Source organism: Variovorax sp. dw_954 (assembly GCF_018449755.1).
In the GTDB taxonomy this organism is placed as follows: Bacteria; Pseudomonadota; Gammaproteobacteria; order Burkholderiales; family Burkholderiaceae_C; genus Variovorax.
Genome location: NZ_JAAVVD010000033.1, coordinates 36,710 through 55,887 on the forward strand (window position 1 = coordinate 36,710; position 19,178 = coordinate 55,887).

General features: G+C 65.7%; 22 protein-coding genes, 1 tRNA gene and 1 riboswitch. Of the genes, 6 read left to right on the forward strand and 17 right to left on the reverse strand.

What is annotated here, in order from left to right; all coding sequences use genetic code 11:
* Positions 1–33 precede the first annotated feature (33 nt).
* From HB681_RS33395 to pobA, 3 genes are read right to left on the reverse strand one after another with little or no spacing between them, the layout of a single operon-like run.
* A complete protein-coding gene (locus HB681_RS33395; RefSeq protein ID WP_213959186.1) occupies positions 34–783 on the reverse strand; it encodes an arginyltransferase in 750 nt (249 codons plus the stop codon).
* Positions 780–1,532: a leucyl/phenylalanyl-tRNA--protein transferase gene (gene aat, locus HB681_RS33400; protein ID WP_213959187.1), complete on the reverse strand. Its 753-nt coding sequence runs from the start codon at positions 1,530–1,532 to the stop codon at positions 780–782. The genes HB681_RS33395 and aat overlap by 4 nt, the downstream gene beginning before the upstream one ends.
* A 39-nt stretch (positions 1,533–1,571) precedes the next feature.
* A complete protein-coding gene (pobA, locus tag HB681_RS33405) occupies positions 1,572–2,753 on the reverse strand; it encodes a 4-hydroxybenzoate 3-monooxygenase (RefSeq protein WP_213959188.1) in 1,182 nt (393 codons plus the stop codon).
* A 93-nt stretch (positions 2,754–2,846) separates the two neighbouring features.
* Between pobA and HB681_RS33410 the strand changes: the two genes are divergently transcribed.
* The 4 genes from HB681_RS33410 (at position 2,847) to HB681_RS33425 (ending at position 5,622) form a co-directional block, all read left to right on the forward strand.
* Positions 2,847–3,650 (forward strand): IclR family transcriptional regulator C-terminal domain-containing protein, encoded by an 804-nt coding sequence (locus HB681_RS33410; protein ID WP_213959189.1) that lies wholly within the window; start codon positions 2,847–2,849, stop codon positions 3,648–3,650.
* Positions 3,651–3,701: 51 nt separating this feature from the next.
* Positions 3,702–3,777 (forward strand) — tRNA-Asn (locus HB681_RS33415).
* Between the two features lie 490 nt (positions 3,778–4,267).
* Positions 4,268–5,242, forward strand: a complete 975-nt coding sequence (locus HB681_RS33420; RefSeq protein WP_213959190.1) for an alpha/beta hydrolase — start codon at positions 4,268–4,270, stop codon at positions 5,240–5,242.
* Between the two features lie 200 nt (positions 5,243–5,442).
* Entirely contained in the window at positions 5,443–5,622 is a 180-nt protein-coding gene (locus HB681_RS33425) for a DUF3606 domain-containing protein (RefSeq protein WP_213959191.1), read from the forward strand.
* 15 nt (positions 5,623–5,637) lie between these two features.
* Here the strand turns inward: HB681_RS33425 and HB681_RS33430 are convergent, their stop codons facing one another.
* The 8 genes from HB681_RS33430 to HB681_RS33465 all read right to left on the reverse strand — a co-directional run bounded on the left by HB681_RS33430 (position 5,638) and on the right by HB681_RS33465 (position 11,237).
* The gene (locus HB681_RS33430; protein ID WP_213959192.1) at positions 5,638–6,414 is read right to left on the reverse strand and encodes an alpha/beta hydrolase; all 777 of its coding nucleotides are present in this window, start codon (positions 6,412–6,414) and stop codon (positions 5,638–5,640) included.
* A 28-nt stretch (positions 6,415–6,442) separates the two neighbouring features.
* Complete coding sequence (locus HB681_RS33435) at positions 6,443–7,078, reverse strand: TetR/AcrR family transcriptional regulator (RefSeq protein ID WP_213959193.1); 636 nt, start codon at positions 7,076–7,078, stop codon at positions 6,443–6,445.
* A 32-nt stretch (positions 7,079–7,110) separates the two neighbouring features.
* Positions 7,111–7,557: a phasin family protein gene (locus HB681_RS33440; protein WP_213959194.1), complete on the reverse strand. Its 447-nt coding sequence runs from the start codon at positions 7,555–7,557 to the stop codon at positions 7,111–7,113.
* A 57-nt stretch (positions 7,558–7,614) separates the two neighbouring features.
* Positions 7,615–8,142, reverse strand: coding sequence for a hypothetical protein (locus tag HB681_RS33445; protein WP_213959195.1), 528 nt, complete (start codon positions 8,140–8,142; stop codon positions 7,615–7,617).
* 98 nt (positions 8,143–8,240) lie between these two features.
* Entirely contained in the window at positions 8,241–9,125 is an 885-nt protein-coding gene (locus HB681_RS33450) for a thiamine phosphate synthase (protein ID WP_213959196.1), read from the reverse strand.
* The gene (locus HB681_RS33455; protein WP_213959197.1) at positions 9,122–9,919 is read right to left on the reverse strand and encodes a thiazole synthase; all 798 of its coding nucleotides are present in this window, start codon (positions 9,917–9,919) and stop codon (positions 9,122–9,124) included. The genes HB681_RS33450 and HB681_RS33455 overlap by 4 nt, the downstream gene beginning before the upstream one ends.
* A 35-nt stretch (positions 9,920–9,954) precedes the next feature.
* Complete coding sequence (thiS, locus tag HB681_RS33460) at positions 9,955–10,152, reverse strand: sulfur carrier protein ThiS (protein ID WP_213959198.1); 198 nt, start codon at positions 10,150–10,152, stop codon at positions 9,955–9,957.
* Complete coding sequence (locus HB681_RS33465; protein WP_213959199.1) at positions 10,149–11,237, reverse strand: FAD-dependent oxidoreductase; 1,089 nt, start codon at positions 11,235–11,237, stop codon at positions 10,149–10,151. Before HB681_RS33465 ends, thiS begins: the two co-directional genes overlap by 4 nt.
* A gap of 23 nt (positions 11,238–11,260) precedes the next feature.
* On the opposite strand from HB681_RS33465, the gene thiD reads away from it, so the two are divergent.
* Positions 11,261–12,091 (forward strand): bifunctional hydroxymethylpyrimidine kinase/phosphomethylpyrimidine kinase, encoded by an 831-nt coding sequence (thiD, locus tag HB681_RS33470; protein WP_213959200.1) that lies wholly within the window; start codon positions 11,261–11,263, stop codon positions 12,089–12,091.
* Here thiD and HB681_RS33475 read toward each other — a convergent pair.
* From HB681_RS33475 to HB681_RS33500, 6 genes are all read right to left on the reverse strand, one after another.
* A complete protein-coding gene (locus HB681_RS33475; protein ID WP_213959201.1) occupies positions 12,051–13,382 on the reverse strand; it encodes a cytosine permease in 1,332 nt (443 codons plus the stop codon). The two genes, thiD and HB681_RS33475, sit on opposite strands and share 41 nt — an antisense overlap.
* Positions 13,383–13,453: 71 nt before the next feature.
* Positions 13,454–13,558, reverse strand: a riboswitch (TPP riboswitch).
* 36 nt (positions 13,559–13,594) lie between these two features.
* Positions 13,595–14,608: an NAD(P)/FAD-dependent oxidoreductase gene (locus tag HB681_RS33480; RefSeq protein WP_213959202.1), complete on the reverse strand. Its 1,014-nt coding sequence runs from the start codon at positions 14,606–14,608 to the stop codon at positions 13,595–13,597.
* Between the two features lie 146 nt (positions 14,609–14,754).
* Positions 14,755–15,084 carry a ferredoxin FdxA gene (gene fdxA / locus HB681_RS33485; RefSeq protein WP_213959203.1) on the reverse strand — a complete coding sequence of 110 codons (330 nt, stop codon included), beginning with the start codon at positions 15,082–15,084 and terminating at the stop codon, positions 14,755–14,757.
* A 40-nt stretch (positions 15,085–15,124) separates the two neighbouring features.
* The gene (locus HB681_RS33490; protein ID WP_213959204.1) at positions 15,125–16,465 is read right to left on the reverse strand and encodes a GTP-binding protein; all 1,341 of its coding nucleotides are present in this window, start codon (positions 16,463–16,465) and stop codon (positions 15,125–15,127) included.
* A 1-nt stretch (position 16,466) separates the two neighbouring features.
* Positions 16,467–17,420 carry a sulfate adenylyltransferase subunit CysD gene (cysD, locus tag HB681_RS33495; RefSeq protein ID WP_213959205.1) on the reverse strand — a complete coding sequence of 318 codons (954 nt, stop codon included), beginning with the start codon at positions 17,418–17,420 and terminating at the stop codon, positions 16,467–16,469.
* 146 nt (positions 17,421–17,566) lie between these two features.
* Positions 17,567–18,382, reverse strand: coding sequence for a phosphoadenylyl-sulfate reductase (locus HB681_RS33500; protein ID WP_213959206.1), 816 nt, complete (start codon positions 18,380–18,382; stop codon positions 17,567–17,569).
* 468 nt (positions 18,383–18,850) lie between these two features.
* Between HB681_RS33500 and HB681_RS33505 the strand changes: the two genes are divergently transcribed.
* Positions 18,851–19,165, forward strand: coding sequence for a hypothetical protein (locus HB681_RS33505; protein WP_213959207.1), 315 nt, complete (start codon positions 18,851–18,853; stop codon positions 19,163–19,165).
* Positions 19,166–19,178 lie beyond the last annotated feature (13 nt).

Consider the following 19,178-nt stretch of genomic DNA (forward strand, 5'->3'; position numbering starts at 1 on the left):
GGGCGGCGGTACGGGGTTGTATCGCCTGCCATTTTACTTTGTGAAATCGCTTTGCGCTTGCCAGCGCCCATCCACAAGCAATTCGTGCGGCGAATAAAGGGCCTTGTAGTTCATCTTGGCGCTGCCCGAGATCCAGTAGCCAAGGTAGACGTGCGGCAGCCCCAGGGTTCGCGCCTGCGAGATCTGCCACAGCACGCCGTAGTTGCCGTAGCCCGCGCCCGCGTCGGGTTCATAGAAGGTGTAGACCGCGGAGAGCCCATCGTTCAGGACGTCCAGGATCGACACCATCTTGAGGGCGCCCGCGCTGCCGTCGGGCAGGGTTTCGCGAAATTCCACAAGGCGCGAATTGACCCGGCTTTGCAGCAGGAATTGCGTGTACTGATCGATGCTGTCGTGGTCCATGCCGCCGCCTGCATGACGACCGTTCTGGTAGCGCAGGTACAGCTGGTAGTGCTCGGGCACGAAGCAGAGCTTGAGCACCCGCGCCTGCAGGTTAGCGTGGCGCGACATGGCGCGACGCTGGCTGCGCGTAGGCTTGAACTCGTCGACCTTCACACGCAGTGGGACGCAGGCGCGGCAGCCGTCGCAATAGGGTCGATACGTGAACATGCCGCTGCGCCGGAAGCCCGCCAACACGAGGTCGGAATAAGCGTCGTTGTGGATCAGGTGGCTTGGCGTGGCGACTTGGGAGCGCGCCTGCCGGTCCGGCAGGTAGCTGCACGGATAGGGCGCAGTGGCATAGAACTGCAGCGTGTGGAGCGGAAGATCCTTGAGGTGCGTCACGTCAGTGGCAAAGGTCGCGCAAACAGGAGTTCGTCCCAGTATAAAGGGTCGAAATGCCATGCGGGCCCCTGTTGCCTGCGCGCGCGCGTCACATGCGAAATGAATGCGCTGCGCGGCATTTCCAGGGCGCCAAGGCTGGCCAGGTGCGACGTGTTCTGCTGGCAGTCGATCATGGGCATGCCGTGCCGGCGGCAAAAGCTCACCAGCGCCGCGAGGGCGATCTTGGAAGCATCGGCCTGGCGCGCGAACATGGATTCGCCAAACACCGCGCGGCCGATCGCCACGCAGTAGAGCCCGCCGGCCAGACGGCCGTCGATCCAGGTTTCGATGCTGTGCGCATGGCCGGCCTGGTGCAGGCCGCAATAGGCTTCCACCATGTCCGGCACGATCCACGTGCCGGACTGGCCGGCGCGCGGCGCGGCTGCGCAAGCGCGGATCACCGCCCTGAAGTCGTGGTTGATGCGCACTTCGCAGCCATCCTGGCGACGGAATTTCTCGAGGGTCTTGCGCAACGAGCGGTGCAGGCGAAAGCGCGCCACCTCCAGCACCATGCGCGGGTCGGGGCTCCACCAGAGGATCGGCTGGTTGTCGCTGAACCAAGGAAAGATCGCGTTGCCATAGGCCTCCAGCAAGCGCTCCACCCCCAGTTCTCCGCCGGCGGCCAGCAGGCCCGGCACGGGTGCGTCGGGGCCCCAGGCCAATGCCGGGTCAGGCAACGATTCGCCGGGCGCGATCCACGTGATTTGCATGCTGGAGGTATACACGCGTTTGCGTGTCTTCCTCCATGTTCAAAAGGATTCCAATGGCAGGCCTACGTAGTTTTCTGCGAGCGAGGTGGACGCTGCGCGCGAGTGGACCAGGTAGTCGAGTTCGGCCTCCTGGATCTTCTGGCCGAACTCGCCGTTCTCCGGAAACCTGTGCATCAGCGAAGTAAACCACCACGAGAAGCGCTCCGCCTTCCAGACGCGGCGCAGGCACAACTCCGAGTAGCGATCGAGTGCGGACTGGCTGCCTTCGCGGTAGTGGATCTCGAGGGCGCGCGACAGGAAGCCGACGTCGGCGGTCGCAAGGTTGAGGCCCTTGGCACCTGTGGGTGGAACGATGTGGGCGGCGTCGCCTGCAAGGAAAAGGCTACCGAATCGCATCGGCTCGGCGACGAAGCTGCGCAGCGGCGCGATGCTCTTCTCGAGCGATGGCCCGGTGACGAGGCGCTCGCAGGCTTCGGGGTCGAGGCGATGGCGCAGTTCGTTCCAGAAGGCGTCGTCGCTCCAGTTCTCGACTTTCTGGTCGCTCGCCACCTGCAGGTAGTAGCGGCTGCGCGCTTCGCTGCGCATGCTGCACAGCGCGAAGCCCCGCGCGGTGTTGGCATAGATCAGTTCGTGCGAGACGGGGGGCACGTCGGCCAGGATGCCCAGCCAGCCGAAGGGGTAGACCTTTTCGTAGAGGTGCAGCGCGGCTGCAGGCACGCTGGCGCGGCTGATGCCGTGGTAGCCATCGCAACCGGCGATGAAGTCGCAAGCGATTTCATGCGTGGCGCCGTCCTTCTGGTAGCGCACGGTGGGCGTGGCGGTGTCGAAGTCTTGCAGGCTCACGGGCGCTGCGTTGTAGATCGTCGTGAGGCCTTCCGCCGCCCGGGCCGCCATCAGGTCGCGCGTGACTTCGGTCTGGCCGTAGACGGTGACCTGCTTGCCGCCGGTCAAGCCGTGCAGGTCGATGCGGTGGCGGGCGCCCTTGAACAGCAGCTCGATGCCTTCGTGCGGCAGGCCCTCTTCAAGTGCGCGCACCTCCACGCCGGCCTGGCGCAGCAGGTCCATGCTCACCTGCTCCAGCACGCCGGCGCGAATGCGGCCCAGCACGTAGTCGCCGCTCTGGCGTTCGAGGATGATGTTTTCTATGCCGGCGCGGTACAAAAGCTGGCCCAGCAACAGGCCCGCGGGGCCGGCGCCGATGATGACGACTTGCGTTTTCATGAGGTCTCCTGAATGACCTCAAGCGTAGGGTGCGGAGCTTCAAGACAGAAGCCCGGTGCAAGCGCTGTGTGCGATGATCGGCAAGCCTGCGCGATGATCGCGCAGCAAGTCGATCAAGGCAACCGAGTGACCATCGCCAAACCCGATTTCATCGAAGGCATCGCCAAGGGCATGGCGGTGCTGGAGAGCTTCGACACGGAACGGCAGCGCCTCAATGCGACGCTCGCGGCCGCGCGCGCCGGGCTGACGCGCGCGGCGGCCCGGCGCCATCTGCTGACATTGACGCACCTGGGCTACCTGGAGACCGACGGCAGCTATTTCTGGATGTCGCCGAAAGTGCTGCGGTTTTCGGGGAGCTACCTGGCATCGTCGCGGCTGCCGCGCGCATTGCAGCCCACGCTCAACCGCCTGGCCGCGCAGACGCATGAGTCGTTTTCCGCCGTGGTGCTGGACGGGGAGGAGGTGGTCATCGTTGCGCGCAGTGGCAGCTACGGCGCGCCGACACGCGCGTTGGCCTACGGATTGCACCTGGGTGCGCGCCTGCCTGTGCACGCGACATCGACAGGTTGTGTGTTGCTTGCGTCAATGAGCGCGGCGAGCCTCGGTGCGTGGCTCAAGGGGCGCTCGCTGCCCCGGCTGACACCGCACACGCTCACACGGATCGCGGCGCTGCGCCGGCGCATTGCACAAGTGCGCGCCGATGACTATTGCATTGCCACCGAGGAGCACGAACTTGGCGTGCAGGCGATGGCGGTTCCGCTGCGCAACATGCAGGGCCATACCGTTGCAGCACTCAACGTGGTGCTTCCGGGCGGACCGCGTCCGGCGTCCCGGCTGCAGCACGAACTGCTGCCACTTTTGTTTGAAGCGGCGCGAGAAGTTCGCGCGATTTTGTGAGTTGTTGTGAGAGCCCGAAAAAGCACGCTATAATTTGAGGCTCAACAATATTCCTCGATAGCTCAGTTGGTAGAGCGCCGGACTGTTAATCCGTAGGTCCCTGGTTCGAGCCCAGGTCGAGGAGCCAAGACAAACCCCTGTGGTTCTTGAATGCCCCGCTATCTAATTGGTAGCGGGGCATTTTCAATTGCGAATGGCTCATCTCGTGATACGCCTTGCGCCTCTTCGCGGGGTCGCTGAAAAGCACCGTACCTGTGGTCGCTTCCACTCGGCGCAGGCCGAGCACTCCCAATTTAATACCTAAGCCCACGCTTGCTGGTTTGGATTGGCACAAAACAACCCTACACTTTCGGCACTGTCACGCCTGCCGGACAGGAGGGGTCCCAACGCACGGACGCCGCCGGCGCAATACAACCTGATTTCATGGTCCAAGGAGAGGAAAGCCGTGTTCAATTCCGCTGTCAACCATCGGTACAACGCTTCACTCACGCTCATGCTTGACGAACCTCTGGTTTGTTGCGCGGGCGAGGTCAAGGCTTGTTCGTCGCCCCGGGCAGCCGCGCGTCACGGGGCGGTGCGCCTCCGTGTCACAAATCATTCATGGAGAGTGCAGGCAAATGCAGCAATCTGATACGGGGAACAGCGTCTGGGGCTGGATGAAGCGCAAGGCTTTCAACTGGATGCTGCGCAAGCGGGCCCGCCCCCTGTGGGAGCGCCCCAATCTCACGGCAGCGGACATGCAGCATCTCGTGGACCAGTTGAGCAAGCGGCTGCCCGCGCGGGACGCCATGCCGGGCCGGCCCGAATTCATTCCCCAGCATTGCGAAGGCGAATGGTTCGAGCCGGTCGGCATCGCGCCCAAGCGGGTCTTGCTTTACTTGCACGGCGGCGCCTGGATCACGCGCGCGCCGCGCCTGTATCGCGGGCTTGCGCGTCGCCTGGCCCAACAACTCGAGGCACGCGTGTTCTTGCCCGACTACCGGCTGGCGCCCGAATTCCGCTTTCCCTTGGGTTCGGACGATTGCCTGGCCGCGTACAAGCATGTCCTCGCGCAAGGGATATCGCCCTTGCAGTTCGTGATTGCCGGGGATTCCGCGGGCGGAAACCTGACATTGGCAACCTTGCTGCGCGCGCGCGACGAGGGCCTGCCAATGCCGGCCTGTGCCTTCACGTTTTCAGCCGCGACCGACCTGGCATTCACGGGCGATTCGGTGCGCATGAATGCGTTGAAGGACGTGATGTTCATGCCGAAGGCTGCTGCCTACATCCAGGAGTTCTACTTGACGGACCCCTCGCAGGTGAACCACCCGTGGGTCTCGCCCCTCTACGGCGAATTGCATGGGCTGCCTCCCTTGCTCATGCAGGTGAGCGATAGCGAACTGCTGCTCGACGATTCGCGCCGCTTCGTGGAAAAGGTCCGGGCGGCGGGCGGCAGTGCCGAAATCTCCATCTGGCACGACCTGCCGCACGTGTTCCAGGTCGCCAAGTTCCTTAATGAATCGCAGGCCTCAATGAATCAGGTGGAGGCCTTCGTGAGGCATATCACTACGTCAGCGACTAGTTCAAAGGAAACCGCAACGGCCCCTGCGTGAGGGCTTGAACACCGGCCGGCGCAAGGTCGACGCCGGTGCGACACCCAGGTCGAAAAGCCCACAAGACAAGCCTGCTGCTCCATCAGACAGCAGGCTTTTTCATTCCGCTGTCGCTGGCTTCCTGCATCCGGATGCGGCTTTTTCCGGCACGCCGCATGAGCGCCGCGGGCACCCTCCGTTCATCCTCCACGGAGATCACCATGACGCCTTCCACGGAAAACGCGACGCATTCCACCCCGTCGTTCATCGACGTCACCGAGCCTCGGCACATCCTCTTTTGGACCCGTGAATTCGGCGTGTCAGAGATGCAACTGCGCTATGCAGTGGCGGCCGCGGGCGAATCGCTGCAAGACATCCGCGACTACCTCGGCATCAAGTGAGCCGTCGCGCGGGCGTCAGAGCCGGCGTTGCGGGTTGGGATAGATCAGCGCGCCAAGCGCCTTTCGGGTGAAGGGCTTCCAGGCGCCCTCTGGTTGTGCGAGCCGATCTGCAACGGCATACAGCACCGAAGGATTGGCCCCCAGGCCGACGTGGCTTGCGAAGACCTCGATGTTTTCCGCGGCGGGGCCGGTCTTTTCAAGACTGCCTCGCCAGGCGACGACACCATCGCTGCGGCTGAAGATCGAAGTGGTCGGGACAGGCGGCGTGGGGCGCACATGCTTCATGCGGGTCTGGTCGTCCGAACTCTGCCCGCTGACGTCTTCGTAGATATGCCATGCGTTCGTCGAACGCGGGCCGCCGGCGAAAGGGCTGCCGAGCGTGATGACGCTGCGCACCAGGTCAGGCCGCTTGGTGGCCAGCAGGCGCGCGTAAGCGCCGCCGAGGCTCCATCCTACGAGGCTGACCTTGCGATCGGCTTTTTCGCGCAGGGATTCGAGCAGCTTGAACATGCCGGCTTCGACGCCTTCGCGCGGACCGAGGTTGCGCCCCAGGCCCCAGCCATGCACGTCGTATCCGCGCCCGCGAAGGTACCGGCGCAGCAACTGCGTCGACCGGTCGCCGGCGCCCAGACCGGGCAGGACGAGCACCGGATGTCCGTCGCCCTTGGGCGCGAGCTTGAGCAGCGGCCAGAGCGACAAGGTAGCGCCCAGCTCCCAGCCCGCGCGCAGTTCGGCGATCTGCAGGAAACGCGAAGGCGGTGCGATGGTGGACGGGGAAACGGTGCGGGCCATGGAACTCCTGTGGTCAGGAACAGCGTTGCTATTGCACGTACTTGGAACGCAGGTAGTCGAGGTACGCCCGTGACTGCGGGTCGACATAGGGCGTGAGCAAGGTCAGCGTGTAGTAGGCGGCGAGTCCGGTGTCGGACGGTTGGGTCGAAGCCGCATTTTGCGTGACCAGCCGCTCGAACGACAGCCAGCAGGTGGTCGTGAAGACGATCTGCAGCGCCAGCATCTCGGCCTCGTCGGCGGTCGCTTTGATGACGCCCAGGGCAGCGAGGTTCTCGCACAGCGCGCGGGAGTTCAGCAGGTTGCGCGCCATCAAGGCTCGGGACTTGGCGGCAGTCTCGGGATACTCGCTCTCGAGGTGGGCCATGTCGCGATAGACGAAGCGGTATTCGTTGATGGCCTCGAAGCGCAGGTGCAGCGCCAGCCACAGGTCGTCGATCGCGCGGACGCCGACGCCGGCTTCGTCGATGGTTGCGAGCCTGTCGTCGAAACGCCGGAACAACCATTCGACGATCAGTCGCTTGGTCTTGAAGTGATAGTGAAGGTTGCCGGTGCTGATGCCCATTTCAGCGGCAATGCGGTGCGTGGACACCGAGGGCAAGCCGTGCGCGTTGAACAACGCCAGACTCGTCTGGAGAATCCGTTCACGGGTGTTGGAACTGGCCACAGCGATACCGGCGCGATGCGCGTCGCAGGAGGTCAGCGTTTGCGGCGGGGTTGCGCCTGCGCGAGCGCCTTGTCGCGCTCTTCGATCAGTTGGTTCACCTGCCTGCGCAAGCTGGCCAATTCTTCAGCGGAGGGAATGCCGAGCCGCACCAGGGCGGCGGCGATGCGCTGGTCGAACACGTCCTCGAGCTTGCGAAAGCCGAGGGTGTCGCCCAGCGTATCGAGCGGGGTCTTCTTGCCGGCCGGGCGCGTCCCGGTGGGCGTGCCCTTGGGAATGCCGAGCAGCGACTCGACGACCCGGTTCTGGTGGTTGCGCGCGTCGCCAAGCACCTTGAGGCCCACGGTCAGCAGGTTCTCGCTTGATCCGCCCGCTGCATCTGCCGCCGGCTCGCTGGCCTTGACCTTGCGCGCGTCGTCCGCGGCGGTGGTCTTCGGCCTGGGGCTCCTGGATGCAGCAGTTTTCTTGGCGGGCGAGGGCATGCGAACTTTCGTGTGGGCCCCAGGAATTCAGGGCGCAGGCATGCAGCCTATCAGGACTCAGGCCTTGCGAACGGCGCGGCGGGCCGGCTTGGCGACGACGGCGACTTCCGTGCCTTGCTCAACGACCGAGCCGATGCGGGCTTCGAGGGCCTTGGCGCCTTCGGCGATCTTGTCGGCGACTTGCGAAGCCAGCGTGGCGGCCGGTGCGCACAGGGCGCGCACTGCGTCGAGGTTGCCGATCTTGAAAGCGGATTCGACGCGAGCAATGGTGCTGTCGACCGACTGGATGCCGCTGTTGGCGCGCGTGGCGATCGCGTCGATGGCTTGGTCAGCGCGGTCGTAGGCGGTTTGCACGCCCTTGAGCATGAAGCCGGCCAGCACGTCTTGCGCGTTCACGAGGTCCGACTTGACCTGGTCGTTGACCAAGGGCAGCGAACGGGCTTCCAGCGCCGTGACGAAGCGGCTCTTGGCGTTGCCGAGCACGCGCTCGACGGTGGCGCGGTAGGCTTGGTTCAGGGTCTTGCCAGCAGCGCTGTACTGGTCGACGACGTGGGTGGCAACGGTAGCGAGGGATTGGTTCGACATGGTCTTGTCCTGTGAGGAGTTGTTTGGAATGGACGTATGTTCCCTCCAAAGGACTAGTCGGAAAAAGCTAGATCCTGTCGATAGTTAGGGCAACTGCTCTAGCAGTTTTCCAGCGCCCGCTGGAAGCGCTCGACCTCCGTCTCCGGCGATGCCGCCGCCACCAGCGCACGCACCACGGCCACCGAGCCAACGCCGCTTTGCAGCACCTCGGGCAGCCTGCCGAGATCGATGCCACCGATGGCAACCAGCGGATAGTCGCGCAGGAGGCGCGCATAGGCGGCCAGGCGCGTCGGTCCTTGCGGCGCGGTGGGCATGCGCTTGAGCGTGGTCGGGAACACGGCGCCCATCGCGATGTAGCTGGGGCTGAGGGCATCGACGCGAAGCATCTCCGCATAGCCGTGGGTGCTGAGGCCCAGACGCAGGCCGGCGGCGCGGATGGCGTCGAGATTCGCCTCGTCGATGTCTTCCTGCCCGAGGTGGACGCCGTAGGCGCCCGCGTCGACGGCGACTTGCCAGTGGTCGTTGATGAACAGCAGCGAGGACGTGCCCGCGACCGCGTCGATGGCTGCGCGCACTTCACGCTGGACCGCCTGGGGGTCGTCGGACTTGAAGCGCAGTTGCACCGTGGGCACGCCGGCGCGCGCCATGCGACCGACCCAGGCGGCATCGGGCAGCACGGCATAGAGGCCGAGGGCCTTGGGGCAGGGCGCGAAGGCGTTGTCGCGCGGCCAGGGGTGGAAGCCGAAGTCGACCGGGTCTTCGGGCCAGGCGGTGGCATCGAAGCCCAGTCGCGCGCTGCGGGCCTGCCAGGCCTGCCCGAGGCATTCGGCGTCGCTTTCGATGAAGCCGAGGCGAAGGCAGGCTTCCTTGGCGGCGCGGTAGACGGGCTCGTCGCGCGTGAAGGATGGCGTGAGGTCGCCGATGGCGGCGCCGAAGCGCCCGGTGTGGGCGTCGAAGATGGCTTGCGCGGAAGGAGCGGTCATGACTGGTGCCAAAAGGGTGTGCCCAGCACGGGCGTGCTCGGCTGGGCGGACTCTTGTGCGGACATCGCGCCGGCCCGATGCGCGGCGCGGCCGGCTTGCACCGCATCCGCAAAGGCGCCGGCCATCGCGACCGGGTCTTGCGCCAATGCAACGGCGGTGTTCAACAGCACGCCGTCGTAGCCCCATTCCATGACCTGGCAGGCATGCGAAGGCAGGCCCAGGCCGGCGTCGACCAGCATCGGCACGTCGAGCCGCTCGCGCAGCAGTTGCAGCGCATAGGGGTTGACCGGGCCACGGCCGGTGCCGATGGGCGCGGCCCAGGGCATGACGGCCTGGCAGCCGACATCGACGAGGCGTTGGCACAGCACCAGGTCTTCGGTGCAATAGGGCAGCACCTGGAAGCCGTCGCGGATGAGCTGCGAAGCGGCATCGACGAGATTGAGCGTGTCGGGCTGCAGGGTGTAGTCGTCACCGATCAGCTCGAGCTTGATCCACGGCGTCTCGAACAGCTCGCGTGCCATCTGCGCGGTCGCGATCACTTCCTGCACGCTGTGGCAGCCGGCGGTGTTGGGCAGCACCGGCACGTCGAGCCGGCGCAGCAAGTCCCAGAAGCCGTTGTCATGGCGGTCCGAAGGTGCTGCGGTCTGGCGCCGGAGGGAGGCGGTCAGCATCGCGGGGCGGGCCCGCCTGACGGCCGCTTCGAGCACGTCGGGCGAGGGGTAGCGCGCGGTGCCCAGGAGCAGGCGGCTGTGGAAGGTCTGGCCGTAGAGGACCAGCGGGTCGTCGGTATTCATGGAGTCTCTCTTCATGGCGCTGCTTTTGGGTTTTGTCAGCCGCCGGTCACTGGACGGATCACTTCGACCAGGTCGTCGTCCTGCAATGTGCGGGCGGCGTAACCGGAACGCGGCACGAATTGCTTGTTGACCGCGGCGGCGAAGGGTGGCGCCGGCGCCAGCAGCGCGATGGCGTCGGCCAGCGAGGCGCCGGTGGGCAGTTCGCGTGGTGTGTCGTTGATCAGGATGTTCATTCGGATTCGAGGGCAAAGCGCGACGCCAGCGTCGGCGTGCGGGTGGCCAGCCGTTCGATGGCCGTGTCCAGCATCGCGGGTGCGATGAGAAAGCCGTGACGGTACAGGCCGTTGACCTGCATCACGCGCGGCTTCAGCCAGCGAATGGCGGGCAGGTTGTCGGGCAGCGAGGGGCGGCATTGTGTCGCGATCTCCAGGATGCGCGCCTCCGCAAAGCCGCTGTGCACCGAATAGGCGGCGCTCAGCAATTCGAGCGTGGACCGCACGCTGGCGGGCGACATGTCGTCGGATTCGATCTCGGTGGCGCCGATGACGAACACGCCGTCGGGCTTGGGCGCGATGTAGAGCGGGTAGCGCGGGTGCACGAGGCGCGTCGGCCGTCGCAGGTTGACCTCGGGCGCATGCACGCGGATCACCTCGCCACGCACGCCGCGCAGGGCGGCCCATTGCGGCCTGGCGCCGAGGCCGCGGCAATCGATGATGCGCTCCGACGCGCCTGGTTCGAATTCATCGGGTGCGCGTGCGCTGTGCCAATGCATCGTCACGTTGGGCAGCGCCTGCAGCGAGGCCAGCAGCGCGGCCAGCAACTGCCGGTTGTCGAGCTGGCCTTCGCCCGGCAGCAGCAGGCCCTGCGCAAATCGCTTGCCGATGCCGGGTTCGATGGCGTCGACGCCGGCGGCATCGAGCCGCTGCATCGCCGGCAAGCCCGGCACTTCGTTCACCGTGCGCGCGAGCACGCCGGCAAAGCGCACGGCCTCAGGTGCGTCCTGCCGATGCCACAGCACCAGCGTGCCTTCGCGCTGAAAGAAGACGGCGGAAGCGAGCGATGCGAGGAGCTCCGGCCAGCGTTCGAGCCCGTACTGGCCCATGCGGACCACGGAGGCCGGCGCCACGGCCGATTCGGCCAGCGGGGCCAGCATGGCGGCGGCCACGCGCGCGGCGGCGCCATCGGCCTGCGGCCCGCCCGCGTCGTGCAGCGTGACCTGGCAGCCACGCCGCGCCAGCGACAGGGCCAGCAGCCGGCCCATGAGGCCGGCGCCGAGCACGGTGGCTGCATCGAACGGAAGCGCTTCAAGGGAGTTCATGCGGGTGGTTGATAATTTTGCGAATGACCAACGCTTCCTTGCGCTACGCGCGCGTGCTTTCGATCGCCGGCTCCGACAGTGGCGGCGGTGCCGGCATCCAGGCCGACCTCAAGACCTTCAGCGCACTCGGGTGCTACGGCATGACCGCGATCACCGCGCTCACGGCGCAGAACACGATGGGCGTGAGCGGCATCTTCGCGGTGCCGCCGGCCTTCCTGAAGGCGCAGATCCAGTCCGTGGTGGAGGACATCGGCGTCGACGCGGTCAAGCTCGGCATGCTGCATGCGCCCGAGGTGGTCGAGGTGGTGGCATGGGCCATCGACCACTACAAGCTGCCGAACGTGGTGCTTGACCCGGTGATGGTCGCGACCAGCGGCGACCGCCTGATCGAGAACGAGACGGTGCAGCGGCTGGTGAACGAGCTGTTCCCGCGCGCAATGGTGATCACGCCGAACCTCGACGAGGCCGCCCTGTTGATCGGCCGCGAGATCGATGGCGTCGATGGCCTCGATCGCGCGGCCAGCGACCTGCTGGCGCTCGGCGCGCATGCGGTGCTGCTGAAGGGAGGCCACCTGAAGGGCGAGGAGATCGTCGACGTGCTGGCGGAGGCCGGAAGCCCGCCGCGCCGCTTCGGGTCGGCCCGTATCGCGAGCCAGAACCTGCATGGCACCGGCTGCACGCTGTCGTCGGCCATCGCGGCGCACCTTGCGCTCGGCCACGCGTTGCCCGAGGCCGTGCAGCAGGCACGTGCCTACGTGATCGCTGCGATGACGGCCGGGGCCGACATCAAGGTCGGCGCAGGCCACGGTCCGCTCAACCACGGCTTTGCGCCAGTGCCGATGCACCGCCTGTAGCCGATGCCCGGCTGAGCCAGGCGGTCACGAAGGTCAGCACCAGCGTCGGCAGGGCCGAGCCGAACTGCGGCGCCCACTGGGCCAGGCAGTGGTACACGGCGATGCCGAGGATCCAGATGGCGGCGGCACCCCAGTCGACGCGATGCGTGCCGACGCCGGACGGCGCTGCCCCGGTTCCCAGGCGCCCGAGGATCACGCCATAGAGCGGCACGAACACCGAACTCAGCAGCAACAGGAAGGGTTCCAGCGCGTGCATCGGCAGCACCAGCGCGAGGCCGATGCACAGCACGCCGATCAGCAGGCCCCATTGCTTCACGCTCCAGCGCGGCAGCAGGCTGTGCGTCGAAACAGCGCCCGAGTAGACGTCGCCGTAGGCGTTGTCGAGCTCGTCGACGAGGATCAGCCCGAGCGCGAGAAGACCGCCTTGTGCAAGCAGAAGTGCGGTGACCAGGCTGGTGCCGGTGTCGGCTGAACTCACGACCATGACGCCGAGCGCATAGCACCAGACATTGGCCACCAGGTAGCCGATCCAGGTGCCGCTGAAGGCGCTGCCCAGGCCGCCGGTGCTGCGTTTGCCATGCCGCGCATAGTCGGCCACCAGCGGCAGCCACGAGACCGGCATCGCGATCACCAGGTCAAGCGCACTGAACATGCCCATGGAGCCGTCGCCCGCGCGGGACCAGAAGGCGCCGAAGCCCTTGGCGTTGAGCTGCCCGGCAAACTGCCATGTCAGCCAGACCAGCGAAATCACCACCAGCGGCAGGCCGAAGCGGCTGACGAAGCGCCGCACCAGCTTGACCATCGAGCCGGCCAGCAGTGCCAGCAGTACCGCGCCCCAGAGCAGGGTGGTGAGCAGCGTGCCCAGCGGGGTGTCGAGCGCAAGGCCGAAGGCCTGCTTGCCGATCGCCTGCGTGCCCTCGCGCATGATGACGATCTCGAAGGTGGTCCAGCCTACGAGCTGCACGATGTTGAGCAGCACCGGCAGCCGCGCAAAGGCGCTGCCATAGGTCGCATGCATGAGGCCCGCACTGGCCAGGCCGCTTTCGCAACCGAGCCGCGCCGTCCAGGCCAGCAGCCCGGCGCCGACGCAGGAGCCGAGCACGATCGCGACGGCGGCCGCCTGCGTGCCCACGGCGGGCACCAGGTACGCGCCGACCTGCATCACGAGCAAGCCGACGCCGAGGCTGAACCAGAGCGATGCGTGGTCGTGCCAGCGGAACACGCGGGCGGAATCCGCCAGGGGCGTGAGCGCCTCGTTGCGGCCGGATGAATTGTCAGAAGGCTGTGCCATCCATTTGCTCCATTGCAAAGTGATTGGCAGGTTGCGGTTCGATGGCCATGGGTGCACGCGAGACAACGTGGAGGCCGCCGGACCAGCTTCCCTGCGCGAGGATTACCTCAATCAGGTTCAAAGGGACTCTCTCAGCCAACCGTCTGGTGAAACGGCCGGCACCCCTAGCGTGGCTGCGCAGCGATGTGCGCAACTCGTCGGATTGTAGTATTTCAGCCGACGCCGAGCAGCGTGTGCAACCGCGTGCTGGTCGTGGTGTATTGGAGCGGGATCGACTTGCCCGGGAAGACGACGGCCGTGGCGGCCCAGGCGGCGAGCGTGGCCTCGTGGAAGCCGCAGACGATGAGCTTCTTCTTGCCGGGATAGGTGTTGACGTCCCCGACGGCGAACACGCCGCGCTCGCGGGTCTCGAAGCGCTCGGTGTCGACGGGGACCTGTTTGCGTTCCAGCGCGAGGCCCCAATCGGCGATGGGGCCGAGGCGGGGGGAGATGCCCAGGCAGGCGATCAAGGCGTCGATGGGGAGATCGACGGTCTGCGCGTCGGGCGTCGCAACCTGCACCCGTGCGCCGTCGAATCCGGTTGGCTGGCCGATAAGGAGCTTCACCGCGCCTGCCGACACGGCCTCGCGGAACCGCGCCACCAGGGAGTCTTCGGCATTGAAGGCGTCGCGGCGGAACAGCAGCGTGACCTCGTTCGCCTGGCCGGCGAGCGCCAGTGCGGTTTCGAGCGCGGCATCGTCGCCACCGTGCACGACGACGTCCTGGCCGGCGAAGCGTTCGAGCGCGTCGGGGTGGTAGAAAAGCCTGGTGCCCTCGAAGCGCGAGATACCTTCGACGGTCATGCGGCGCGGCACGAAGGCACCTACGCCTGCCGCGATGAAGACTGTCCTGGCCAGGAATGACGTGCCAGCCGAAGTGCCCAGCAGCAGGCGGCCATCCGGTTGGCGCTCCAGCGTCGCGACCTGCTCGCCGTAGTGGAACGTCGGCTTGAACGGCGCGATCTGTTCGAGCAGCGAATCGACCAGCCCGCGCCCGGTGGTGCGCGGTGTGCCGGGAATGTCGTAGATGGGCTTGTCGCCGTACAGCTCGACGCATTGGCCGCCCGCACGGGGCAGCGCGTCGATGATGTGGCAGGAGATTTCGAGCAGCCCGAGCTGGAACGCCTGGAACAGCCCGACCGGGCCTGCGCCGATGATCAGCGCGTCGGTTTCAATGGGGGCGTGCATCAAGAGAAATACGGACTACCGAACGCAGAAGTCGCAAAGGATCGCAAAGGTCGCAAAAGAAGACATCAAGAATTTTCTTCTGAATTTTTTGCGACTTCTGCGAGACCTTTGCGACTTCTGCGTTCGGCTGTCCGTATTCGACGGCCTCAGCGAACGAGCTCGCCCACCTTGTCCGTCACGTCCTTCCACTCCTCGGCATCGGGCAGCGCGGGCTTGCGCTTGGTGATGCTCTTCCAGCCGTCGGCCAGCGAGAGTTCGGCGTTGAGCTTGATGAAGGCGATCTGGTTCGCGGGGAGGTCTTCCTCGGCGTAGATCGCGTTGACGGGGCACTCCGGAATGCAGACGGCGCAGTCGATGCATTCGTCGGGGTCGATCACCAGCATGTTGGGGCCTTCGCGGAAGCAGTCCACGGGGCACACGTCCACACAGTCGGTGTATTTGCAACGGATGCAGGATTCGGAGACGACGTGGGTCATGTTCTTTTGCTGAAGCTGGTGATCGGGGAAACCCGCGATTTTAGTTGTTTGTGACAGAAGGCTGCACGAGCACGGCCGCGGAAGTCTTATGGGTCGCGGTGTCGACCAGCACCAGCGAGCCGAGTGCGCGCGATTTCGCGAAGGGCAGGACGGCCAGCGGCTGCTGCAGTGACAGCACCACGTCACCGATCGAATTGGCTTCCAGTTGCGTGGCGGGCTCGGAGCCAAGTGTCGTGATGTTCACGCGGTCGATGATGCGCGCAACCTTGGCCTTGACCCAGCGATGACCCTGCAGCGCCCAGTACACGCGGCCCGCCACCAGCGGCTCGTCGTCGAGCCATGCGATGGTCGCGGTGATCTCGCGCACCGGCTCGAAGGCCTCGGGCTCCAGCAGCCAGTCGCCGCGCGACACGTCGAGTTCGCGGTCCAACACGATGCCGGCGCTGTGACCCGCATGCACGGCGTGCGGCTGGCGCACGTGGTTGAGCACTTGCGCGACGGTGGCGGTCTGCTTGCTCGGCAGGACCGTCACGCGCTGGCCCGGCTCGACATGTCCGCTGGCGACGCGGCCCCAGAAGACGCGGCGCCCTTGCGAGGTGTCGGCAGACGAGGAGAACTTCTCGACCCATTGCACCGGGAAGGCGAAAGGCACCGCCTCGTCCTTCTCGGTCACCGGCAGTTGTTCGAGCAATTCGAGCAGGCTCGGGCCTTCGTAGTTGCACCAGTCCGCATGGCGCGAGGCCACGTTCCAGCCCTTGAGCGCGGAGATCGGCACGATGGCTGCGACCTGCACATTGGCCGCTTCGGCGAAGGCGTTGAGCGCGGTCGAGATGCGCTCGAAGGCGACTTCGGCATCGTCCATCGCATCGAGCTTGTTGACGGCGAACACGATGGACTGCACGCGCAACAGGTTGCACAGCAGGGTGTGGCGGCGGGTTTGCGGCAGGAGGTCCTGCACGACGATCTCGCCGTCGGGCACTTCGCCGGCCCACGGCAACTTGGTGGCATCGACCAGCACCACGGCGGCGTCCGCGGCCGAGGCGGCGGTGACCATGTTGCGCGTGTACTGCTCATGGCCCGGCGCGTCGCCGATGATGAACTTGCGCTTGGCGGTCGAGAAGTAGCGGTAGGCGACGTCGATGGTGATGCCTTGCTCGCGTTCGGCGGAGAGGCCGTCGGTGAGCAGGGCCAGGTCGGTTTCGCCGCCGCGCTGCACGCCGGCAAGCTGGTCCTGCAGGACGGTCTTGCTGTCGACCAGCAGGCGGCCGATGAGCGTGCTCTTGCCGTCGTCGACGCTGCCGCAGGTGATGAAGCGCAGGGCGGTGCCGGTGTCGCCGTGACCATGCACTTCGGCCGGGACGTTCAAAACATTCGTAGTCATCTCAGAAATATCCGTCTTTCTTGCGCTTCTCCATCGAAGCCTCGGAGGTCATGTCGTCCATCCGCGTCGCGCCGCGTTCGCTGACATCCACGCTCAGCGTCTCGATCACCACGTCGCCGGCATCGGAGGCCAGGCTTTCGACCGGGCAGGTGGTGGTGATGTCGCCGACGGTGCGGAAACGCACGTCGCGCACTTGAATGGTTTCGCCGTCGCGCGCCGGCGTGAGGCCGGTCACCGGTACCAGCAGGCCGCGGCGCTCGACCACCTCGCGCTTGTGCGTGTAGTAGATCGACGGCAGGCCGACATGTTCGCGCTCGATGTATTGCCAGACGTCGAGTTCGGTCCAGTTCGAGATCGGGAACACGCGGAAGTGTTCGCCCGGAGCAAGGCGCGTGTTGAACAACGTCCAGAGTTCGGGGCGCTGGTCCTTTGGCTGCCATTGGCCGAAGGAGTCGCGATGCGAAAAGATGCGCTCCTTCGCGCGCGCCTTTTCCTCGTCGCGACGGGCGCCGCCGATGAGGGCGTCGAAACGGAATTCCTCGATCGCCTCGAGCAACGTCACCGACTGGTGCGCATTGCGTGACTCGCCAGGGTGCGCCAGGCGCACGGTGCCGCGTGCCATCGAATCCTCGACGCTGCGCACGATCAGTTCGGCGCCCAGTTCCTTGGCGCGCTGGTCGCGGTAGTCGGTCACTTCGGGGAAGTTGTGGCCGGTGTCGATCATCAGCAGCGGGTAGGGAATGCGTCCGGCGCCGAAGGCCTTCTCGGCGCACTTCAGCAGCACCAGCGAGTCCTTGCCGCCTGAGAACAGCAGCGTCGGCCGTTCGAAGGCGGCAGCGACTTCGCGCAGGATGAAGATGGTTTCTTCCTCGAGCGCGTCGAGGTGCGTGTTGGACAGGCGCGCAGGGGAGTGCATCGAGGGCAGCAGCAGTTCGGTATCGGTACGGGCGTTCATGGGGTCTTTAATTCGGGCAGCCGAACGCAGAAGTCGCAAAGGTTTCGCAGAGGTCGCGGAAGGGAAAACCAAAAAATTGATTCATTTCTTTTTGCGACCTTTGCGTGTTTGTCTTCGTTCTGCGTTCGGCTGTCCGTATCCGGTATTCATTCAATTGCTCGGATCGGGATGACCGACACGGCTGACAGCGGTTCGAACGCGGCGGGCTCCTCGCCCTCGTGCGTGCCGTCGGCGGCGACGTGCAGGCCGCATTCCTTGGCGCTTTCCTGCTCCCACCACCAGCGGCCGGAGCGGAAGTCCTCGCCCAGCGTCACGGCGCGCGTGCAGGGCGCGCAGCCGATGCTGGGAAAGAACTGGTCATGCAGCGGGTTGTAGGGCACCTTGTTCGTGGCGATGTAGTGCCACACGTCGCCCCAGGTCCAGCGGGCAAGCGGGTTGACCTTGCTACGGGTGCTTTCGACACCGTTCTTGTCGGTGACCTGCGAATGCTCGATGAACTCGACTTCCGAACGCGCGCCCGACTGTTCGCGGCGCAGGCCGGTGATCCAGGCGCGCTTGCCCGTCAGGGCGCGCTCCAGCGGCTCCATCTTGCGGATGTCGCAGCAGCTCTTGCGCAGGCCGAGGCTGCGGTACATCGCCTCTTCGCCGTTCTCGGCGACGAAGGCGGCCGCGGCAGCGGGGTCGGGGTGGTAGCGCTCGACGTCGCGGGCGTAGTGCGCTTCGAGCCGTTCGATCAGCGCCAGCGTCTCGGCGTGCAGCTTGCCTGTTTCGAGCACGAAGATGGACGACTGCACGTGATGGCGCTGCAGCAGGTCGGTGACCACCATGTCCTCGGCGCCCAGGCTGGAGGCCTGGGTGATGGGCGCGTAGTCGCGGGCGGCGCGCTGCAGCAGCGCGACGCTTTCGGCGACCTTGGCGTCGAAGTCGGCAGAAGGCTTGGCGTAGAGGGAAATGGCGTTCATGGGCATCGAGGGATCAAGGGCCGGCACGCCGTGCATGGCAGCGCTGGCTCGGTCGGGATCGAACTGTAGGCAAGGTGCTTATGAAAGCAAACTATCTTTTTGTTCGCGCTTTATGCGGATAAGCAAATGCACCAGTGTTCATGCGGGTTGCGAGGCGACAAGGGCACTTTTCCGGATAAGAGCCACGTATGGCGCTTCTGGCGGTGACCTGCGACATGTCAAGGGCGGCACTTCGCAACAGAAGTTGATGGGTAATGCTTTTGGTTTCAATTTTGCAAAATGCACGGCCATTGATCATTCATGATGCGGAGCCGTGCCGGAAGCCGGGGTAAGGATTCCGGCCTTGTGGTTGGCGCCATCCGCAGGCGCCCGGAGGGTGGTCGCATCGGATCGCCCGCCACGATGCGCTATCGAGAAAAGGCATCCGATGCCTAATGCGAGGCGTCGGCCATGTACACCGGAGGACCGATGAACTTCGAATCAAGCACTTCGCGCCAGGCCGTGACCAAGCCTGTGTCATGGGGGCTGCATCCGCTGGAGGATTCGACCGACTCCCAGGCTTTGTTGGGCGCCATTCGCACGCGCTACGGTTTTGTGCATGTGGTGTCGGTCGAGGAGGGCACCTTCCTGGAGATCGTGCTCAACAACTGGCACTACACGCGTCACGTCTTCGGCGGTCCGATCAGTGCGCGCGCCCTGCTGGCGCTGGCGGACAAGTTCGCGCAGGAGACGCAACTGGAGGTGACGCAGGCGCTTCAGGAGAAGGCACAGGCGCGAGCCTAGCAACCGCCCTCCA

Excerpts from the sequence above, each read along its gene's own strand:
- HB681_RS33425 (WP_213959191.1), top strand. The coding sequence starts at position 5,443 with ATGACGCCTTCCACGGAAAACGCGACGCATTCCACCCCGTCGTTCATC.
- cysD (WP_213959205.1), bottom strand. The coding sequence starts at position 17,420 with ATGAACGCCCGTACCGATACCGAACTGCTGCTGCCCTCGATGCACTCC.
- HB681_RS33490 (WP_213959204.1), bottom strand. The coding sequence starts at position 16,465 with ATGACTACGAATGTTTTGAACGTCCCGGCCGAAGTGCATGGTCACGGC.
- thiS (WP_213959198.1), bottom strand. The coding sequence starts at position 10,152 with ATGAACATCCTGATCAACGACACACCACGCGAACTGCCCACCGGCGCC.
- thiD (WP_213959200.1), top strand. The coding sequence starts at position 11,261 with ATGACCAACGCTTCCTTGCGCTACGCGCGCGTGCTTTCGATCGCCGGC.
- fdxA (WP_213959203.1), bottom strand. The coding sequence starts at position 15,084 with ATGACCCACGTCGTCTCCGAATCCTGCATCCGTTGCAAATACACCGAC.
- HB681_RS33445 (WP_213959195.1), bottom strand. The coding sequence starts at position 8,142 with ATGTCGAACCAATCCCTCGCTACCGTTGCCACCCACGTCGTCGACCAG.
- HB681_RS33465 (WP_213959199.1), bottom strand. The coding sequence starts at position 11,237 with ATGAACTCCCTTGAAGCGCTTCCGTTCGATGCAGCCACCGTGCTCGGC.
- pobA (WP_213959188.1), bottom strand. The coding sequence starts at position 2,753 with ATGAAAACGCAAGTCGTCATCATCGGCGCCGGCCCCGCGGGCCTGTTG.
- HB681_RS33505 (WP_213959207.1), top strand. The coding sequence starts at position 18,851 with ATGAACTTCGAATCAAGCACTTCGCGCCAGGCCGTGACCAAGCCTGTG.
- HB681_RS33450 (WP_213959196.1), bottom strand. The coding sequence starts at position 9,125 with ATGACCGCTCCTTCCGCGCAAGCCATCTTCGACGCCCACACCGGGCGC.
- HB681_RS33475 (WP_213959201.1), bottom strand. The coding sequence starts at position 13,382 with ATGGCACAGCCTTCTGACAATTCATCCGGCCGCAACGAGGCGCTCACG.
- HB681_RS33480 (WP_213959202.1), bottom strand. The coding sequence starts at position 14,608 with ATGCACGCCCCCATTGAAACCGACGCGCTGATCATCGGCGCAGGCCCG.
- HB681_RS33500 (WP_213959206.1), bottom strand. The coding sequence starts at position 18,382 with ATGAACGCCATTTCCCTCTACGCCAAGCCTTCTGCCGACTTCGACGCC.
- HB681_RS33410 (WP_213959189.1), top strand. The coding sequence starts at position 2,847 with ATGATCGCGCAGCAAGTCGATCAAGGCAACCGAGTGACCATCGCCAAA.
- HB681_RS33440 (WP_213959194.1), bottom strand. The coding sequence starts at position 7,557 with ATGCCCTCGCCCGCCAAGAAAACTGCTGCATCCAGGAGCCCCAGGCCG.
- HB681_RS33455 (WP_213959197.1), bottom strand. The coding sequence starts at position 9,919 with ATGAATACCGACGACCCGCTGGTCCTCTACGGCCAGACCTTCCACAGC.
- aat (WP_213959187.1), bottom strand. The coding sequence starts at position 1,532 with ATGCAAATCACGTGGATCGCGCCCGGCGAATCGTTGCCTGACCCGGCA.
- HB681_RS33430 (WP_213959192.1), bottom strand. The coding sequence starts at position 6,414 with ATGGCCCGCACCGTTTCCCCGTCCACCATCGCACCGCCTTCGCGTTTC.
- HB681_RS33420 (WP_213959190.1), top strand. The coding sequence starts at position 4,268 with ATGCAGCAATCTGATACGGGGAACAGCGTCTGGGGCTGGATGAAGCGC.